13 protein-coding genes are annotated in these 20,000 nt (G+C 47.6%); 7 read left to right on the top strand and 6 right to left on the bottom strand.

Going from position 1 to position 20,000, the window contains the following annotated elements; translation table 11 throughout:
• Nucleotides 1-170 precede the first annotated feature (170 nt).
• Complete coding sequence (locus AABA75_RS01775) at nucleotides 171-1,724, bottom strand: hypothetical protein (protein ID WP_338290682.1); 1,554 nt, start codon at nucleotides 1,722-1,724, stop codon at nucleotides 171-173.
• Between the two features lie 514 nt (nucleotides 1,725-2,238).
• Between AABA75_RS01775 and AABA75_RS01770 the strand changes: the two genes are divergently transcribed.
• Genes AABA75_RS01770 through AABA75_RS01760 form a run of 3 tightly spaced genes read left to right on the top strand, consistent with a single transcriptional unit; the run spans nucleotide 2,239 to nucleotide 8,020 of the window.
• Nucleotides 2,239-4,779, top strand: coding sequence for an imelysin family protein (locus AABA75_RS01770; RefSeq protein WP_338290680.1), 2,541 nt, complete (start codon nucleotides 2,239-2,241; stop codon nucleotides 4,777-4,779).
• Between the two features lie 4 nt (nucleotides 4,780-4,783).
• Complete coding sequence (locus AABA75_RS01765; protein ID WP_338290679.1) at nucleotides 4,784-7,009, top strand: TonB-dependent receptor family protein; 2,226 nt, start codon at nucleotides 4,784-4,786, stop codon at nucleotides 7,007-7,009.
• A gap of 24 nt (nucleotides 7,010-7,033) precedes the next feature.
• Nucleotides 7,034-8,020: a sterol desaturase family protein gene (locus AABA75_RS01760; RefSeq protein ID WP_338290678.1), complete on the top strand. Its 987-nt coding sequence runs from the start codon at nucleotides 7,034-7,036 to the stop codon at nucleotides 8,018-8,020.
• 13 nt (nucleotides 8,021-8,033) lie between these two features.
• On the opposite strand, the gene AABA75_RS01755 is transcribed toward AABA75_RS01760, so the two are convergent.
• The 5 genes from AABA75_RS01755 to AABA75_RS01735 form a co-directional block, all read right to left on the bottom strand.
• A complete protein-coding gene (locus AABA75_RS01755) occupies nucleotides 8,034-8,849 on the bottom strand; it encodes a S1 family peptidase (RefSeq protein WP_338290677.1) in 816 nt (271 codons plus the stop codon).
• 161 nt (nucleotides 8,850-9,010) lie between these two features.
• Nucleotides 9,011-9,880 (bottom strand): alpha/beta hydrolase, encoded by an 870-nt coding sequence (locus AABA75_RS01750; RefSeq protein ID WP_338290675.1) that lies wholly within the window; start codon nucleotides 9,878-9,880, stop codon nucleotides 9,011-9,013.
• A gap of 181 nt (nucleotides 9,881-10,061) precedes the next feature.
• Complete coding sequence (locus tag AABA75_RS01745) at nucleotides 10,062-13,163, bottom strand: efflux RND transporter permease subunit (protein WP_338290674.1); 3,102 nt, start codon at nucleotides 13,161-13,163, stop codon at nucleotides 10,062-10,064.
• A complete protein-coding gene (locus AABA75_RS01740) occupies nucleotides 13,163-14,266 on the bottom strand; it encodes an efflux RND transporter periplasmic adaptor subunit (RefSeq protein ID WP_338290673.1) in 1,104 nt (367 codons plus the stop codon). The genes AABA75_RS01745 and AABA75_RS01740 overlap by 1 nt, the downstream gene beginning before the upstream one ends.
• Before the next feature lie 11 nt (nucleotides 14,267-14,277).
• Nucleotides 14,278-15,003 (bottom strand): TetR/AcrR family transcriptional regulator, encoded by a 726-nt coding sequence (locus tag AABA75_RS01735; protein ID WP_338290672.1) that lies wholly within the window; start codon nucleotides 15,001-15,003, stop codon nucleotides 14,278-14,280.
• A gap of 322 nt (nucleotides 15,004-15,325) precedes the next feature.
• Here AABA75_RS01735 and AABA75_RS01730 point away from each other — a divergent pair, with 322 nt between their 5' ends.
• The 4 genes from AABA75_RS01730 (at nucleotide 15,326) to AABA75_RS01715 (ending at nucleotide 19,981) form a co-directional block, all read left to right on the top strand.
• On the top strand, nucleotides 15,326-16,708 hold the full coding sequence (locus tag AABA75_RS01730; RefSeq protein WP_338290671.1) for a diguanylate cyclase: 1,383 nt from the start codon (nucleotides 15,326-15,328) through the stop codon (nucleotides 16,706-16,708).
• Nucleotides 16,709-16,831: 123 nt separating this feature from the next.
• Complete coding sequence (locus AABA75_RS01725; protein WP_338290670.1) at nucleotides 16,832-17,251, top strand: GntR family transcriptional regulator; 420 nt, start codon at nucleotides 16,832-16,834, stop codon at nucleotides 17,249-17,251.
• A 1-nt stretch (nucleotide 17,252) separates the two neighbouring features.
• On the top strand, nucleotides 17,253-18,158 hold the full coding sequence (locus AABA75_RS01720; RefSeq protein ID WP_338290669.1) for an ABC transporter ATP-binding protein: 906 nt from the start codon (nucleotides 17,253-17,255) through the stop codon (nucleotides 18,156-18,158).
• Between the two features lie 29 nt (nucleotides 18,159-18,187).
• A complete protein-coding gene (locus tag AABA75_RS01715) occupies nucleotides 18,188-19,981 on the top strand; it encodes a hypothetical protein (RefSeq protein ID WP_338290668.1) in 1,794 nt (597 codons plus the stop codon).
• The last annotated feature ends 19 nt before the right edge of the window (nucleotides 19,982-20,000 follow it).

Here is a 20,000-nt window from a genome sequence, read left to right as displayed (position 1 = left end):
TAGGTTGTGAAGCAATACTATGTGTGCTCTGCATCATAGGTAATCTTTAGTGCAATTACTACAATCCAGGCTATCCGTTCCCCCCGGCACAAGTCGAAAAACAAAGATATCTCGCTCAAACCAAAAAGGCCGCTGAAAAAGCGGCCTGTTTATTTGAGCATATCGTCGGATCAGTTACCCGGCTTGATCACCACCAGGCGAGCACCGTTTTCATTATAGTTAGTGGACATAGCGACACGAGTACCGTCAGGAGACAATGCTGCGCCGAAGAATTGTGAGCTAACCGCAGGGTTGCTCAATTCAATCACACCATCACCAAAGACGCCTGTGTCTGGCTGGCCATCAATCGTTAAAACGAAGGCGGCAGGTACGCCACCGTAGCGACCAACAACCACTGTGCGACCATCAGGCAGTACCACTAAGTGACGACCACGGTCTTCGCTGCTTGGAAAACCTTTGCCCTCACTTTGGATCACAACTGCACCGGAAACACCATCTCCGAAGGTCAGATCCTGACTGTCCGCCAGACCCGCAGAAGTTCTGAACGCCACCATGTCTTGGGCAACATAAGATTGAAAACCGAATGAAGACTCAAAACCGGAGCCCGTTGCACCGCCGTACCCTGCTTCAACATAAGAATCAGTGATTTCCTGGTAACCCACTGCGTAAGCTTCAGCAAAACCGCCATCGATTTGGAAAGGGTTGAACACGGTCAAACCCGGAGTAGCCGCCACCAGGTTGGGCTCATCACTGTAACCGCCAAAGGTCTCATCGAATGAGCCATCTTCATTTAAACGAATGGTCATCACGTGATGACGAGGGCTGTCACCCAGGTTAGTGTAGCCAGCTGCCACAATTTTACCATCAGCTTCAACAATACCACGACGTTGATTATCACCCAGGCCTAAACCGCCAGCGTCGAAAGAAAAGGCTTCACCACCGTTAAATGTAACGTCAGTTTCTATGCCAGTGTCGGTGATGTTAACACGCGTAATGTAGCGGTCAGTATCTGTGCGGGTGCCATCATTGGCGGAGCCGTTACCAAATACCACCACGCGATCAGTGGCTACACTGCGGTCCACTTGTACATCCCAAACGAAATCTTCTACTGCGTCACCGGGAAAGCTGGCATTATCGGCATCAGCATAGCCAAATACTACTTCCGCTTTACCATCGGCATCACCCCAACCGGTGGCTAATGCGCCGTCGGGTGTCACGCGGAACAAGAAGATGGAGCGTCCACCTGTGCTCTCAGCAGCATTAACAGCAAATACTACATCACCGCTTTGCAACTCAGCTACACCGATAGACTGCTCATCGCTGCTGCTTTGTTCTACTGTAGCCTGAACTTCCACAAAGCCATCACCACCGAATGAGGTATCTGGTGTACCGTCGGCAAATAAACGGCCAACCACGGCCATACGACTTGCATCATCAGTTCCCACAAAACCGGAAACGTAAATCTTACCAGCCTGGTCGCCCACTTGTGCATAAGTTAAACCGCGAAAATCATTAGCTTCGCTATAAACTCTATCGACGACAATTTGCAATGAAGCACCATCAACACCATCGGTTCCATCAACACCATCGGCTCCATCAGTTCCGTCTGCACCGGGAGCCCCTGCGACACCCGCTGGGCCAGTTGCGCCATCGTCACCGTTACATCCAGCTAATCCAAGAAATGCCACGCTCAGCATTGTCAGTGCAAACTTTTTATCTATCATTGTTGTATCCCATTAGTGTTTGTATTTAATTCTTATTCGTTTGCAGGAGTAGATGTCATTCCCTGGTGGAATTAGCTGGGCCCAAAAAACCATTTGCCCAGACAAAAATAAGAACTCTTCGCATAACGATAATAGGAATTATTATTATTTGTATAGGGTGTGTCAACCCGCCAAACAGCATAAAATTAAATTTCCCCCTACAATCCCCGCTGTCATAAAAAGACCATTTGACAAAAAAGATAAAAATGAGAACAATCCGCATTTAAGTTTTTTGCGTATGAGCCAAGCGTTTCCTTGAAACAATCAAGGAAAGCACTCAAAAAGCGTTTCAACAGGTTTATATCTGAAATGGTTTTCTGAGAGAAAAACCCGTAATTTCAAATGGTTGGTAGTGGAACACAGTTGAATTTAGCACAAGTTGAAAATGATAAACTTGTTTGTATTTTGCGTTTACTGCCGACTGCAACAACACCCAATAAAGCGATTGAAAACGTCGTGACACAAGGTTTAACCCATGAAAATTAATCCGAAATTCAATCAATCCCGAAAAAAACGAGAAGGGGCATTGTTCACCGTGTTGAGCATGCTAGCCGTGCTTGTGGCACCAAACTCCGTATGGGCAAATAGTGCTCAAGGCAGTGCTGCATTGGATTATGACGGTGATGGCAAGGACGATATCGTTTTCCGCAGAGCGTCCTCATTTCAAAACATCGTATATCGCTCTTCCGATGATCAAACCTCACAGATTACATTTGGTCGCAATGCCGGCGATATCCCCGTGGTGGGTGATTTCGATGGTGATGGCATAGCAGATTTCGCGGTGCGCAGAGCTACAGGGCAAATTTGGTATGTCAAAAACTCCAGTGGAACTGATCGCATCAGCGGTAACGCCGACGGTATTACCCGACAGCAGTTTGGCCTACAAACAGGTGATATCCCTGTACCTGCCGATTATGATGGCGATGGTATCACCGACCTCGCGGTAAGAAGGCCTTCCAATCAATTCTGGTACATTCTCAACTCGTCTGGCGTCGACAGTTTAACCGGTAATGCTGATGGTATTACACGACGTCAATTCGGTACGCAAGAAAGTGATATCCCCGTGCCCGCCGATTATGATGGCGATGGTAAAGCGGATTTGGCAGTGCGTCGTCCGGGCACACAATTCTGGTATGTGCTCAATTCATCTGGCGTGGACAATATATCGGGCAAGTCAGATGGCATTACTCGTAAACGCTTCGGCACACAGGAAACAGATATTCCTGTACCTGCGGATTATGATGGCGATGGCAAGGCCGATTTGGCAGTAAGACGACCTGGTACACAATTCTGGTATGTATTAAATTCTTCAGGCACTGATGCAATTTCCGGTAATGCAGACGGCATTACACGCCGTCAATTTGGGTTGCGTTCTACCGATATTCCTGTCCCTGCTGATTATGATGGTGATGGTAAAGCGGATTTAGCGGTGCGTCGCGCTGCCACTAGCCAGTGGTTTGTACTCAATAGTTCAGGTACTGACGTGCTCACCAGCAATGGCGATGGAATTTCCCGTCTGACCTTCGGCACTCAACAAACTGATATACCTTTGGCACAACCACAATACGACTTGTGGACATCTGCCGATATCGACCAGGACGGGCTTACTAAAGCAGAAGAAGATGCTTTGGGAACAGATTACACGGTGGCCGACTCCGACAATGATGGTTTATCTGATGGTGACGAAATTAACACTTATGGTACCGATGCCACTTCCAGTGATAGCGATAACGACGGCCTGAGCGATAGTGACGAAATCAACACTTACAACACCAGTGCCACACAAGCAGATTCAGATGGTGACGGTTTGTCTGATGGCGATGAAATCAATGTTTATCAAACCGATCCCAACAATGGTGATAGCGATGGAGATGGCCTGAATGATGGCGATGAAGTTAGCGATGGCACTGATCCTAATGAAGCGCAACAAGCCGCAGAATTTACCGAAAGCGGTCTGATTGAGGCGATAGTTGACAACATCTATATCCCTACCTTTGAGCTATTCGCTCAGCGTGCTCAAGCGCTAGATACCTCGGTTAGCGCGTATTGCGACGCCTTACCTGGCGATGAAAACAACCTTCGAGGCACTGCACAAAACAATTGGAAATCAGCGATGGACACCTGGCAAATGGCTGAGCTGATGCAAGTGGGGCCACTGGCCGATAATAGTAATGAACGTCGCAATAGAATTTATTCCTGGCCCAACAATCGAGCCTGTTTCGTGGACCAAGACGTGGTAGCTGCAGAAGAGTCGGGTTATGACATTACTCAGCAAAATGTTGCCAGAAAAGGCATGGATGCGCTGGAGTACTTACTGTTTGATGAAGACCTCGATCACAAGTGCACAACGCCGGGCACTGAACCAGACGGCTGGAATGACAGAACCGATGAAGATCGCATCGCAGCGCGCTGTTACTTCGCCAGTGTTGTTTCTTCTGACGTGCTGGCGGGTGCTAACGATATCGTCACTCAATGGACGGGAGACAGCGGCTACGGTGAATTACTAAAAAATGCCGGTAATCCTGGATCTGATTTCAGCACCAGTTTAGAGGCGATTAACGATATTACGGATGGTTTCTTCTACTTCACCGGGGCAATGAAAGACGGCAAGATAGCCGCACCCGTGGGGATCAAGGTGAACAACTGTGGACTGGTGCCTTGCGCCCAAGACGCGGAATCGCCTTACGCCGATTATTCGCTGGAAAACATATTAAATAATATGCGCGCCTTGCGCACTTTACTGGCTGGCAATTCGGAACAAGATCCGAGCTTCGTTGACTTTCTCACCGAAGAGGGCGACACACAAACCGCCAGTAATATCATCACTCAACTGGATGAGGCCATCACCCTGGCTGAACAAATGACTGGCACCTACAGTAATGTGCTGGAACAAAACCCTGAAAGTGTAGAGCAACTGCACGAAGAGGTTAACGAGGTTGATGACATCCTCAAAGGCGACTTCATCCAGAGCCTTGCCCTGGAATTACCTTCTACGTCTGCTGGAGACAATGACTAAACACATGAAAAACAAAACTTTATTAATAGGTTTTATTGGGGCAGCCTCTGGCTGCCTCTTTGCTAACGTTAGTGCGGCTGAAGATGCCGCTGCAGATGCTTCCATTGAGCACATTAGTATCATCGGCAACCAGCGCACCATGGAACTGTCCGCAGGATCCGTATCACTGGTGGACGAGGTTGAATTGGAACAATTTGAGTATGACGACATTGCTCGTATTCTGGCTACGGTACCGGGTGTTAACGTACGCCTGGAAGATGGCTTTGGTCTGCGTCCCAACATAGGTTTTCGCGGCGTCACCCCAGAGCGTAGTAAAAAAATCAATATCATGGAAGACGGCCTGTTAATTGGCCCTGCCCCTTATTCCGCTCCCGCTGCTTACTTCTTCCCGTTGACCAGTAAAATGGTGGGGGTAGAAGTCACCAAAGGACCAGCTGCAATCAAGTATGGGCCCAATACCGTTGCAGGCGCATTGAACATGCTCACCCGCCCTGTTCCCGAAGCCGATGAAGGCCAGTTAGATATCGCACTGGGTACCGACGGCTATCAAAAAGCGCACGGCTACTACGGTAAAAATGTCACAGATCGACTGGGCGTCCTGATTGAGGGGGTTAACCTGCAATCCGACGGTTTCCAGGAGCTGGACAATGGCGGTGATGTAGGCTTTGAAAAGAATGATTTCAATCTGAAAGTGCGCTACGACCTGTCTAGTGATGGCTACACCCAGGAGTTGGTATTCAAAGCCAATTACGCCGATGAGAAATCTAACTTTACCTATACTGGCCTAACCGATGAGGACTTTCGCGAGAACCCTTATCAGCGTTACGCTGCCGGACAACTGGACAGAATGGAATGGGACCACAGCGCCTTTACCTTATCGCATTTTATCGAAGGTAATAACTGGACCCTGGCTACCCAAGCATACCGTACCGACCTGGACCGTGCCTGGAACAAACTCAATAAATTTGTCAGCTCCTTTGGTGAAACCCTGCCCAGTCTACTGACAATCGTTTCAGACCCCACTGAGCCGCGTCACTTGGAACTGTTGGCCGTGATGCGCGGACAAATAGACAGCTCAGCCAGAGAAATTCTGGAATTGGGTAACAACGACCGTTCTTTGTATTCGCAAGGTATTCAAAGTGATGGCGATTTGCGCTTAACTTCAGGTGATACTGAGCACCTTATTGAATTTGGGATCCGCTTCCACCAGGATGAAATCCAGCGCAATCACACGGTAGAAAACTACTTTATGCGCAGCGGTGCGCTGACGCCAACTGGCGAAGGTTCCCGAGCCACTACTACTAATACTGAGCAAACTGATGCCATTTCGGTATACCTGCAAGATACCATCAGTTGGGGCGACTTTGTGGTAACGGCGGGTGTACGCTATGAAAATATCGATGGCGATTACCAAAACCGTGTTCCGGGAAGCGAAGACGATGCCCAGCAAAAGAGCAACGACATTTTCTTACCCCGACTCAGCGCCCTTTATCAGCTAACCGAGCAATCAGTAGTTTTTGCTGGTGTACACCGAGGGTTTGTACCCACCAGTCCTATCCAGAATGAATCCATCGAATTTGAAAAGAGTAATAACTACGAAATCGGTTATCGTTACAGTGGTAAAGACAGTCGCTTTGAATCGGTGGCGTTTTTTAACGATTACTCTAATCTGATTGAATCTTGTTCTTTTTCAGCGGGTTGCGATACGGATCTGGCCTTCAGTGGTGGCAGTGTTGATGTTTACGGCCTCGAAATGGCAGCAAGCACTGAATTCTCTTTGGATTCAGGCCTGACTATCCCCGTAGATCTCATGTACACCTATACCGACTCTGAGTTCAAAGAAAGCTTTTACTCAACGTTCTCCCTGTGGAATTTTGTAGAAGAGGGCAACCCACTGCCTTATCTTGCTGAGCATCAGGCTACCCTAAGCCTGGGATTAGAAGGTGACAACTGGGCCATCAAAGGCAACATAGTTTATACCGACGCCATGCCAGAGAGCGGACAAGCGGCGCTGACCGGTGATCCATTGGATAATGCACTGGCTGGTAAGTACACGGATAGCTTCACGGTTGTGGATTTATCTGCCTGGTATCGCTTTAATCAAGATATTCGCCTCTATGTTAAAGCGGATAACCTGTTTGATGATGCCAGCATTGTCAGTCGCCGCCCTTACGGTGCCAGACCCAATCGCCCGCAGCAGTTTCAGGTTGGGCTAAAATATAACTTCTAAGCGGAGAGTAACGTACCCGAAACCATGCTAGAGCAATTTAAAGCAGAGCTGCTGGAAATACTGTATTACCTGATGGATCCCAACAAACGCCTGTTTGTGGGGTACATTGTCGGGGCAGCGCTGTTCGCTTTTCTGGTGTACGTTACTCAACAGCGCAAGCTAAAAAACGACAAAGGCTTTATTTACTACCTGCTCAACCCCAAAGTATGGCTGCACAAAAGCGCCATGCTGGATTATCAGTTGTTTATTATTAATCGACTGGTGCGCGCCTTCTTATGGGCCCCCTTGATACTGACTATGGTGCCTATCGCCATTGGCTTAAGTGACGCGCTGGAATGGCTGTTCGGCATCAAACAGGTATTCAGCGATATTGAAAGCAGCGTCACGGTGATTTTTGTGTTCACCTTGGTGCTGTTTTTGTTCGACGATTTCACCCGCTTTTTATTGCACTACCTGCTGCATAAAGTGCCATGGCTTTGGGAGTTTCACAAAGTCCATCACTCTGCCAAAGTGCTCACCCCCATGACGGTGTATCGCTCTCATCCGCTGGAGAGCTTCCTCTATGCCTGTCGTATGGGCCTGGCACAAGGTTGCGCCGTTGGCGTTTGTTATTTTTTATTCGGTCCTACCCTGTCAATGGCGGATATTCTAGGGGCTAACGTGTTCATTTTTGTCTTTAATGTGATGGGATCGAATTTGCGTCACTCCCATGTAAAGTGGCGCTGGGGAGATACCATCGAGCGCTGGTTCATCAGTCCGGTGCAACACCAGATACATCACAGTCGCCAGGTGAAATTTCACGATAAAAACTTCGGTACCGCACTGGCCATTTGGGATCGCTTATTTGGTACCCTGGTGCTGTCTGGCAATACCCGTTTTTTGCTGTTCGGATTAGACAAAAAAGAGCCATCGCATCGCTCTGTTATAGATGCCTATGCCAGACCCTTTATTGCCTGTAAGAAGCGATTGTTTAAGAAACAAAATAAAGCGTCGCTCAACACCGGCAATTAGTCTGGTGAATACATCAACGCACCTCGATTGAGGCGCACAATTCAGGCATATCGCCCTGTTTCATGCCCGGTTGTAGGAAAGGATCTTGAGTCGCTAATTGTTGCCGCTCTTTATCGCTACCAGCATTGATTACCTGCCCTATCCTATCTGAATAACCAGAAACTCTGGTGTACAACTCGGTTACACCATACTCCCCGACATCGTGAAACCAGGAGTCGGCACGAGAACTGACGCCTAATAGCAGAAACTGTTCTCCCTGTTTTATATAAGCCGGCCCGCCACTATCCCCATTGCCAGAAACCCCTTCCAATGGCAATCCTTTGTCGCCTTTTTCAAACTTAAAAACCACATCAGATTGAGTTACATCTATGATTTTGTTTTGCGCTTTGCGCAATTTGCCTTGATTGTCCTTATAGCCGATAGTTTCGCCAGTAGTACCAGTTCCCGTGCCGCCGGCTCCGATAAACCAAACCTCTCGACCTTGTTCGGTTTGTTCCGTGAACAACTGTGCTGGTTGGATGTGAGTTACAGGTTGGCTCAATTGTAATAAAGCGATATCGTGCTCTTTGCCCAGTTCATAATTTGGATGACTATAGCGATTTACAATCGCTATCGACTTGTTACCCACTTTTATGGCTTGCCCGGGGTTCATACAAAACACAGCATGAGCAGCTGTCACCACCCACTCAGAATGTATTAACGTTCCGTGCACACCGATGGAATAAAGTGTTGCCAATGGCGGAAAATCCCCATGAGTCGCATCGTATCGCTGGGCCTCTACATCGTGGCGTATCACAATGGCTTGAGAAAGACATGGGGCTAGCACCATGGCGACTCCAGCTAGCGCGCTTGTTATTTTCACTCTTGATTGGCTAAACGGGCTCAAACTCATTCCCTGTCCGTGTATTTAATTACTCTTTTTAACATAACCTTTCACGCAAGAGCATCCGGCAAGTGTAACCACCTGTTAAAAAATGGCCTGCTCTCTAACTAGTCCGCGCCAAAGCGCTCTTTTAGCCAACGAATACTCTCTATCGCTGTTTCAGGGAATGCAGTGGAATGATCACCGCTGATAACCTTATAACGCAGCTGGATCGGTTGCTGAGCAGATTGCTCAAACTTTGCGATAAAGGCCTTAATGTCTTCTGCTCTGTTTTCTTCTAGGTCACCGTGGGCGATAAATATATTAGTTTGCTTAAGCTCTGCACGATTGAAGCGCTTCGGATCACCCTCGGTAAAAAGCTTCACAGAGGGACTTCCCAAAATATAATTTTGAAAAGTATCTGGTTGATTTAGCAGAATATACGCGCCAAATCCGCCTCCCAACGAATAACCAAAATAACTGCGCTTATCAGGTTGGGTTCGATAGTGCTTTTGCACAAAAGGCAGCACGTCTTTGCGTATAAATGCTAAATGCTTTTCAGCACCACCAAACTTGAGTTTAGGGTGATTGGGATTGGCTTTGTCCCAATGGGAATAATCACTGAAACGGCTGGCATGTGCGCCGTATTGCGCAACCAATTCAGCATCGGAATCTTGTTGCCAGGAAATGCCCACCAATATCGACTCTGGCAATAAATACTCATGAGCAGCCGACAAAACCTCGATGTGCCAGACAGCATCTGTAAAATAAATCACCGGATAAGTCATATCTGAATCTTCCTGATAGTTTTCAGGTAATTTGATATACAACTCGTATTGCTTCGCATTCGAGGTATCTCTAAGCGGGATAACCTGCGTTCGGGGCATTGAATAACCGGGGTACTTGTCGTCTTCAAGATTCAGTGATTCAACGTTTTCTGCATGCAAGCAAGTGGCTGGCAATAACAAACACGATAATAAAAAAAACAGGCGTTTCATGATTTAAGATCCTTGATTGATTTGCCACGCATTGTGGACAAACCCAATCTTAAAATCCTGAATTACGCCTGACATTCTGCTGATTTGTCACTGATGCTCTGTCTTGTTTTAAAGTTCCCCCAAAACAGATATAAAAAAACGGGGGCTAATGCCCCCGCTTGATAGTTTGAGGTGCTCTTAATCAAGCCGCCTGCTTGATATCCACAGCGGACTGTTCCTGCCACTGTTCAATGTTGTGTGGTTTGTGTTCTTTGGCCAGAACCTGATAAAGCAATGGCAATAGGATTAGAGTAAAAAAAGTACCGATAACCATACCCACCACCAAAATAACACCTATGCTGTTGCGTGCTTCAGCGCCTGCTCCTGTAACCAGTACTAGTGGGAAATGTCCCAGCACAGTGGCCGCAGTTGTCATTAAGATAGGACGCAAGCGGTTTGCTGCGCTGCCTTTAATGGCTTCCAGCTTGGTTTTTCCCTCCAGCTGCAAATGCTTGGCAAATTCTACTATCAAGATGCCATTTTTCGCGATAAGCCCAATCAAGGTGATCAACCCAATTTGACTATAAATATTAATGGTGGTCAGAGAGATAAAGGGCAACATCAAAGCCCCCGCCAGAGCCAAAGGCGCACAGCCCAAAATCACTACCAGAGGGTCGCGGAAGCTATTGAATTGAATAGTGAGCAGGAAGTACACAACGATAATAGACACCAGTAAAACACCTACCATGGTATTGCCTTCTTTGCGCAGCTGTCGGGATTCCCCCGCATAATCCACTGAGTAGCTGGCGGGCAAAACGTTAGCTGCAATATTTTCTACCGTGACCAAGCCTTGTTCTTTGGTGATATGCGGCAATACCCCAGCCAGGATACGGAAGCTATTTTGCTGATTAAAAGAGCCAAGTACCCGAGGACTGGTAAAGGTACGCAACTCAGCAAATGCCGATACCGGGATCAGGTCGCCAGCATCGTTGCGCACCTTCATGGATAGCACGTTCTCTGGATTGAAACGGTCGACCTCGCCCACAATGGGGATCACCCGGTAAGCTTTGCCTTCTTTGTTGAAGTAATTCGCAAAGTTATTAGACATCAAAATCGCCAACTGCTCGTTCACTGACTGAAGTGTCAGACCCAGATCGGCAATCAGTTCCTTGTTTAATTCCAGCTCCGCCTGCGGCAAATCGATTTTCAGGTCGGTGTTGACGAACATGAAATTTCCACTGGCCTCGGCTTGAGCGAGAATTTCATCAGCATAGCGCTTCATGGTGCGAGGATCATCACCGGCACGCACCACCAGCTCTACATCAAACTGTCCCGCCGTGGGTAAGGCTGCGGGTAAAATTGGGAACAAGCTTAAGCCCGAAACACTGCCCAAACGACCATATAAATCAAACAACAGGTCGTGCACGGCGTGTTCGCGTTCTTCGAAGGGTTGCAGTTCAACACCACCGAAACCGGCTGCGGCAGTGACGATTTGCCAGGTAAACTTACCGCCTTCGGTGGCATTCATCACCTCGGCTGTCTGGTTCATTTGCTGTGCAGTATACTGCTGTGAGGATTCAGGTGGCGCTTCTACTACCACCTGAATAGAGCTTTGATCTTCGATGGGGGCCAGCTCTTTCTGTGATAACAGATAAAAAGGCACCGACAACAGGGAAAACACAATCGCCACAAAAAACACCTGAGCGCGATACTGGAAGAGACGCTCCAATAAGCGGCTGTAGAAGTCTTGCAGGCGATCAAATTGCTGATTAACCCGTCGAGTAAATGGCCCCTCTTTACCGCCTTCAGGGTTTACCCAAGCACTCATAATCGGTGACAGAGTGATTGCTACCACACCTGATATCAGTACGGCAATCGCCAGGGTAAAGGCAAACTCTCGAAATAAGAACCCGGTTAACCCGGTGAGAAAACCAATGGGCGCATACACCGCCGCCAGTGTTAGTGTCATAGCGATAATCGGCATCAACAGCTGACGCGAGCTAATGAGCGCAGCATAGAGGCGGGACTTACCTTCGCGCATATGGCGGGCGACGTTTTCCACCACCACAATGGCATCATCCACCACCAAGCCCACCGATAATACAATGGCCAGGATTGTCAGCAGATTCAGGGAAAAGCCCAATAGCGAAATAACCGCTATCGCCCCTAAAATAGAAATGGGAATGGTCACCAGAGGTACCAGTGCCGTGCGGAACGACCCCATCATTACCAGGACCACCAGGCCCACCAGCAAGACAGTCTCTGCCAACGTGGTGAAGATCTCCTTAATCGAGTCGCGCATATACAAGGTACCGTCGTAGCCGATATCGATTTGCATTCCCGCAGGAAGCAATGGATTCAGCTCATCCAGCTTCTTGTACAAGCCGTCACCGATATCAATTTCATTGGCGCCCGGTAATGCCCAAATCGCCAGGAACACGGTGTTTTTATCATCCAGACGAGCGGTTACCATGCCTTGTGCTTCGCCAACTTCAATCTCAGCAATGGTGCCCAGACGCAGCTGGCTGCCAGCTACATCACGAATGATCAGCTGCTCAAAATCACTGATGCTTTTCAGACTGGTGTTGGCCAACAAATCAATGCGCTGACGATTGTTTTCACTGTAGCCCAGGGTGGCAATGGTGTTATTGGCTTGCAGCGCAGCGAATACATCGGCGGCACTGAGGTCATACATGGCCAGCTTATCGGGATCTAACCAGATACGCATGGCTGGGTCTCGGCCACCTTCCAACGTAACTTTTTGCACCCCTTTAATATCGTTAAGCGCTGGCACGATATTGCGCACCAGATAATCACTGACTTCACTACGGGGCAAGCTTTGTGATGCCACATCCAGGTAAAATACCGCATAAGGACTGTCGGCGCGTACTATCTGAATAAAGGGGTCTTCAACACCTACCGGCAATTCAAATTTAATTTGATTTAGTTTAGTAGTCAGTTCTGCCAACGCGTCTGTGGTGTCGTGATTTAACTCCAACCAGGCCGTTACCTTGCTCAATCCCGCAGTGGTAACCGAATCCACGTAATCCACGCCGGGAATGGTGGAGGTGACCCGCTCAATGGGCTCAGTCACATAGCCTTTTACCACATCCGCCGATGCCCCGGTATAAACGGTATCAATCACTAATGAAGCGCTTTTGATTTGAGGAAATTGCTGCACTGAGATTTTCTGTGCCGCGTTCAACCCAGCCAAAATGATTAATACCGAGATAACAATGGCAAGGGCAGGACGACTGACAAAGATATCCACCCAAGAGGGTTTGTTCTCATGCAAGGTGCTCATTACAGGCTCCCTGCTGTTACAGTGCTGCTATTGGCTTGCTCGGTATACACCAATAAACCTTCGGATAACTTGAATGCCCCTTGAGCAGCAATGAACTCACCGCCGGTTAAGCCAGACAATACGATTTGTTGCTCTCCCTGACGCGGTCCCAACTCTACCTTTATCGGCTTGGCGCGCCAGTTTTGTTGCGCATCTTTTTGCAGTTGATAAACAAACTCGCCGAAGTGATTGCGGGTAATGGCACTGACAGGCACCAACACCACTTGCTTAGCCGGGCCAGGCACGTGCACCGTGACCATCTGATTGTGACTCAAGGTATTGCTGGTGTTGTCCAATTCGGCGCGATAGCGCAATTGTCTGGAATTGGCATTCACCGACGCCTCTCGCGCCATGACTTTTGCGGAAATTGGCTGACTGTTAGCCACAGCGGAATGAATCATCACAGTGTCGCCAGTGGCAATCTGGATTTGAGTTTGCGGAATAGAAAAATCCACCCAGATTTTATCTCCCTGCCCCACCAGCGTGGTCAATGAAGTATTGGCCGCTAATAATTGTCCGGTTTGATATTGCTCCAGGCCCACTTGCCCGGCAAAAGGGGCGGTAATAGTTTTGCGGCTTATGATAGTGGCTAAACGACTCACTTCTGCCTGGGCAACAGCGACATTCGCTTCCGCCTCATCCACTTCCCCTTGGCTGGCACGGTTCTGCTTTAACAAACTCACCCGACGAGATAATGTCACTTGCGCTAATCTCAGGCGCGATTGTGCCGCAGACAGTTCTGCCTTCTCTAATGCCACATCTTGCTCAATTAACACCTCACCTGCTTGCACATAATCACCCGGTGCAAATCCCACATAGGTAATGGGACCGGCATATTCATTACTCACCACCAGATGCTTTGGCGACTGTAACTGCCCCACCACTTTACTTATTGGCCGATACTGACTCACTTGTACTATGGTACTTTGCACACTGGCTGAAGGCTCAGGGAAAGACTCGCCAAATGCAATCGCAGCCATCACCTGCGAATATTTCACAAACCCAAGGCCGGCAATAACACTGCTCACCAGGCCAATACTCAATATCCATGCTTTAATTTTCATAGTCGTCATCCTCAACGTAAATCTAGCGAAATCAATTGTTGTTCAATCAGCTGCAGAGACTGCTGTGTAAGCGGCTTGCGCCACGGATAGGTATTCAGCAATCGCACCATACTGCGCACCATAGGGTCGTTTAATGCCAGTGGCTCTTGCAGTGAATCAGTACCGTCAATCACCTCGCTCGTCTGCTTCACCCGGCGCACTTCTTCGTAACCTACGGTCATTGCCCAGCCTGAAATCACAATCTCTTCGATAACTTCATTCAGGTTCGGCACCTGCTCCAGCTCCCCGGCTTTAATGTCATTGGCTAAAGTCAGTTTAAAAATAGATTCGCAGTGACCACAGGCCTCAATCATTTTGTTGGTCCACATAGGCGACGCACGGCGTATCACCGCTTCATTGGTGGCGTAGGATTGCAAATCGTGTTCAAACTCAAACAGCTGTGTTTTGGCCGGAGATATCAGACAAACCGCCACCAGCTTTTCTGGCGCACTTAACGGCAACGCCAACACTTTCTGAAAAGTGGCGGACAGGTGGGTAAAAGACTGGTGCGCCAAAGCCAGGACGATGTCTTCTTTACTTTGTACAAACTTGTAAATACTGCCCATGGACAGTTTGGCCAGTCTTGCCACACTGGCCATCGTGAAGTCTGTTACCGAGGTTTCAGAAATACTTTGTACCGCCGCATTGAGGATCATTTCCTGTTGTGTGGCGACACTAAATTTAGGAGCTGGAGCCATAAAAATACCCTATAAACAATAATGAGATATTCGTTTTGGCCTATTTGCATAATGAATAACCGCATTCGAACACCATTCGAATGCGGTTATTCTGGCGCAAAATGAGAAAATGTCAACGCTTTATTTGATTACATTTTGTTCATGGTCACACTATTAATAAGAATTTTTGGGATTTAGTAACAGGAAATCTAAGCATGATTGAATTACCCGGTACAACTGAGACTGTTGAATGTATTGAATCCAACTTGCCAGCTCAAAAAATAAGCTATACTCAACTACAAACGGGAAAACCTAGAGCTCACCATTGGACAGGAAATTCAGCTTGATTATTGCCGTGCTTACGTGGCTTTTCACATCGACATCGCAGGCACAATCAACGCAGGCACTCAATTATTGTGTAGACACGAATTGGTTACCCTATGAAGGGTTGCAGGATAATCGCCATGTGGGCATGTCCAGAGACTATCTGGATTTAATCTCCCAATATTCAGGATTGGAATTTAACCTGATCACAACGCAATCATGGGTGGAATCGTTGCAACAGCTGCAAAATGGAAACTGCCACGTTACTCCTTTTCTCAATCAGACGGTGCAGCGTTCTACTTTTTTGGATTTCAGCCAGGTAATCTTTAAAGCGCCGAATGTCATTATCACCCATAGCGAAGGCACACCTATTCCCAACCTCGCCATGATAAAAACCGAAAAAGTGGGTGTGGTTAAAGGTTACCGACAGCACGAACACATCAATAAATACTATCCCGACGTACCTATTTATGAAGTACCCACAGAACAAGCGGGGATAAGACTTTTGGCCGCAGGCGATATTGATGTGATGGTAGGCTCAATGCACACCATCATGGAACATATTCAAAAAAATGGCTTAAGCGAGTTGCGTATTACCGGTTGGATTGGACTAGACGATGAACTCAGAGTGGGTGTCATCAAAGAGTATAGTCACCTTGTACCCGCAATTGATCAGGCCATTGACCAGATAAGCGCCCAGCAGCACAATGATATTTATCGACGTTGGAACAATGTCAAAATTATCAAAGAAGTGGATGTTTGGTTAACCGCCAAAATCGCCGGACCGATATTAGTACTACTCATCTTTTTATTGATCCGCCACGCTATAACCGTGCGCTATCGCAACCGAATTGAAGAGAAGAACCGAGCACTTGAGAGTTTGCAGTCGGCATTGAAAAAGAAAAATGACCGTCTGCATTATCTTTCCACCCACGACCCTCTTACAGACCTGTACAATCGGGTCCAGATCACCGCTGAAGCAGAGGAGCATATCAAACGCAAAAAACGCGGTATCAATGAGTGCTCACTGGTGTTCATTGATATTGATGACTTCAAGCACCTCAATGATTATTACGGCCACAATGTCGGTGATGCCGTACTTGAGCAATTCGCCGCCTTACTCAAACGCTGTGCGCGGGAAACAGACATCATAGGTCGCTGGGGCGGCGATGAATTTGTAGTGCTCTGCCCTGGTGCGTTATCCAGCGAAGCTGAACGCTTTGCACTGCGTTTACAAAAAGAGCTGGATCAGGCGCAATTTGCCCAAAATGCCATGGTGAGTTGCAGCATCGGCCTCAGTGAAGTGAGTGCCGATGACAGCATTGATCTGTGGCTGGAGCGCGCAGATAACGCTATGTACCAAGCTAAATCTGCGGGCAAGCACTGTATCAGAGCCCAATAAGCACATAAATTCCTATTAAAACAAAAGTTTACAATCTACTGAAAACCATTTCAGAGATTCTTTGTTGCAAACTCACAAAACTGTATATACTGTACCACTACAGATAGTACAGTTTAGTTGTGTATGTCAAAATCAATTACCCTCAATATGCAGATAACCACCGGTGATCCGCGCCCCATTTTCAAGCAAATTGTGGATGAAATTCGCATTCAGATTGCCCGGGGAGAGTTACCCGTTGGTGCAAAGCTGCCTAGCGTCCGCGGTCTTGCCCTGCAATTGATGGTAAATGCCAATACTGTCGCCAAAGCTTACAACGAGTTAAACAACCAAGGACTTGTAGAATCTCGACAAGGACTCGGCTTGTTCATAGCTCCACAAAGGCAGAGGTTGAGTGACGCTGAACAACAACAAAAACTGCAACAGGCTTTGGCCACTTTCGTTAACGAAGTCGCCTATTTGGATTACAGCAAACAAGAAGTCGTAGCCGCAGTTAGCGATGCCCTGCATCGTCTGGAAACCGCTGCTACGTCAAATGGAGAATGATATGGCTTCTGCGTGTATAGAGACAGACTCTCTAACCCGATCATTTGGACACAAAAAGGCATTGGACAACTTTACCTTGTCGGTTGCCGAAGGTGGTATTCATGCCATAGTCGGCAGTAATGGCGCGGGTAAGTCCACCTTATTCCGGCTGCTACTGGGTATGGATACCCCCACTAGTGGCAGTTGCCACGTCTTAGGTAAAAACTCTCAGCACTTATCTCCTGGGGATCGCGGGCGAGTCGGTTACGTCAATGAAGAGCATACCCTGCCTGATTGGATGACAGTAGAAAGTGTAATTGCGTTACAACGTGGCTTTTATCCCAAATGGCAGCAAATCGTATTTGATCGTACTGTCAGTTATTTTGATATCGACTCTAAGCAAAAAATAACAGGTTTATCGCGAGGAGAACGCGCCGGATTAAGTCTGTCGTTGGCTTTGGCACAACAACCGGATTTGCTCATTTTAGATGAGCCTACGTTAGGCCTGGATGTGGTAGCGAAGCAAAGCTTTCTTGAATCACTGCTCTTTATCGGCACCGAACATCAGGCATCCATTATCTATTGCTCACATCAAATGGAAGAGATTGAACGCGTTGCCGACAATCTGATTTTGATGGAGCAAGGACGCCTCATCAACAACAGCGCACCGGAAGACTTTGTTGCCAGAATTGCCTCCTGGTCGGTGGATTTTGATGGCAAACCCTTCGACCCTGCGGCTATTCCGGGCTTTCTAAGTAGCCGTAACATTGAGGGACGTCATCATATTGTCGTGGCTGATTGCAAAGCAGACTTTGCCAGTTACCTGAAACATCAAGGTGCAACATTCATGCAACCACTCCCAATCAACCTGGAATCAGCGGTTAACGCTTTTCTTACCCGCAATCACAGTAAACCTCTGGAGTTATAATCATGTTGGCATTGTTTAAAAGTGAACTAATGAGGTTGCGTAAAGGGACCTTTATTAGCCTGGTGTTGTTCATGACAGCCTATTTTATGTTACCCAAATTGGGCTTTTGGGATATTTTACATCGCAATATGGGCTTTTTGCTTACCCTGGCATTTATCACCTTGGCTTTAGCGTTTGGACTCCTGCACGGGATATTGTGGCGTAAAAAGAACTATTGGCTGTTCTTGTTACATCGCCCTATGTCGCCAAAAACTATCTATTTGAGCCTGCTGCTTTCAGGAGTCGCGGTCATTACAATGACTGTATTTCTGTCGCTCATGCTCACTTCGATCGGCTATGATGTGTTTACCGATAAAGTGGTGGATACCCGACATTATCTGTTCACGCTTTACATTACACTGCTCTGCATCGCCTGTTACATGCTGGGAACGTTAACGGTTTTGCATCGCTCCAAGTTTGTGATCCTGTGTTTCTATGCCATGACCATTGCGTTTTTCCCTGAGCCCAATAACGCCCTGGCACAATACCTACCCTTATTGATACTGCTACCAGCCCTGTTTTATTTGAATCTTCAGAGTTTCAAACCAGACCTGAATAGCCCGATTAAATCTGCCCTTGGCACGGGATTGCTGGCCGCAGGCACCAGTTATGGCATTGCCTTAGTGCTGCTGTTTACGACGGTGATTACTTATCATCTGCCATTAGCGGTATTGGGAAGTCACCCTGATTCATCAGCGAAACCCGGCTCAATGCAAAAGATCTGGGAAAACAACTTTAAAAATGCCATAGGTTATGTACTTGAGAACAGCGATCATCCACAAGCTGAACACTATGCATACCAGGCAACTCTGGCTAAACGCAAAAGTTTGCCTATCACCCCTTGGCAACCACCCTATTCTCAGCAACTTCACCGCTTTGATAACAGTGACAATCTCAGCCATCCAGAATTTGAAGAAAGTTGGAAGTTTTCCCATGATGAAATGCTGCTAATTGGCATCAATAGTCGCACTAATCAATTTACTGGTGCTATTGGTACAAAAGGGTTCATTGCAGATTTAAACGATGTGAATGAAGCTGACAGGTTTGCACAAATCCCTCATTTGAGTGGCGGTAGATACTTATCGACACAAGACTCGCTCTTCAAAATGGACTTCGAGAGCCGAGCTTTGCTGTTGAAACACCAACCCGCTCAAGGTGAATTCTACACAAGCGGTATATGGGGTCCGGCAGAGATGCCGATGATTTCAACTAACAAGCACTTAATTTTGTTTGATCCTCGAACCCTTCAGGATGATTTCTCCTCAGCTCATGTGGATTATCAATTTGGCTATCCACAAAGTACACAAAACGCGGAGTTCGGCTATGGCTTTTCAGTTGCAGATGGTTACCTGCTACTTTTCTTGGGTGAAGATTATTACGGCTTTGACCGGCCCGGCGCAGAAGTGTTTGTCGCCCGCCTGGACGGCTCTGTTGAGCAACTTGGGGCTCGTGAATTCACCGTACACCGAAACCCAGCTTGGGTACGGCATTTCGGCTTTATGATTTCGCCATTTATTTATGCTTCAGAAGAATTGGTGATGCACACTATAGACCCGTTTGAGAAACGCTTTTTAAGCCTTGACCAAATCAGCAAACAGCAGTACCCCAATACCATATACACTGTCGCCATACTGCTGCAAATTAGCAGTGTATTCATCATCTTCTGGCTTGTGACAAAACACCAGCTTCAATCCCGCCTGCGCTGGACCTGGTTGGCTGTGGTGACGGTGATGGGATTACCCGCACTGCTGAGCTACTTGGTACTACAACCCATTAGACGCTAATCAATTTGGCCCGCGCCAG

The organism is Planctobacterium marinum, from assembly GCF_036322805.1.
GTDB classification, from domain to species: Bacteria; Pseudomonadota; Gammaproteobacteria; order Enterobacterales; family Alteromonadaceae; genus Planctobacterium; species Planctobacterium marinum_A.
This window is presented reverse-complemented; position numbering and strand designations above follow the sequence as displayed.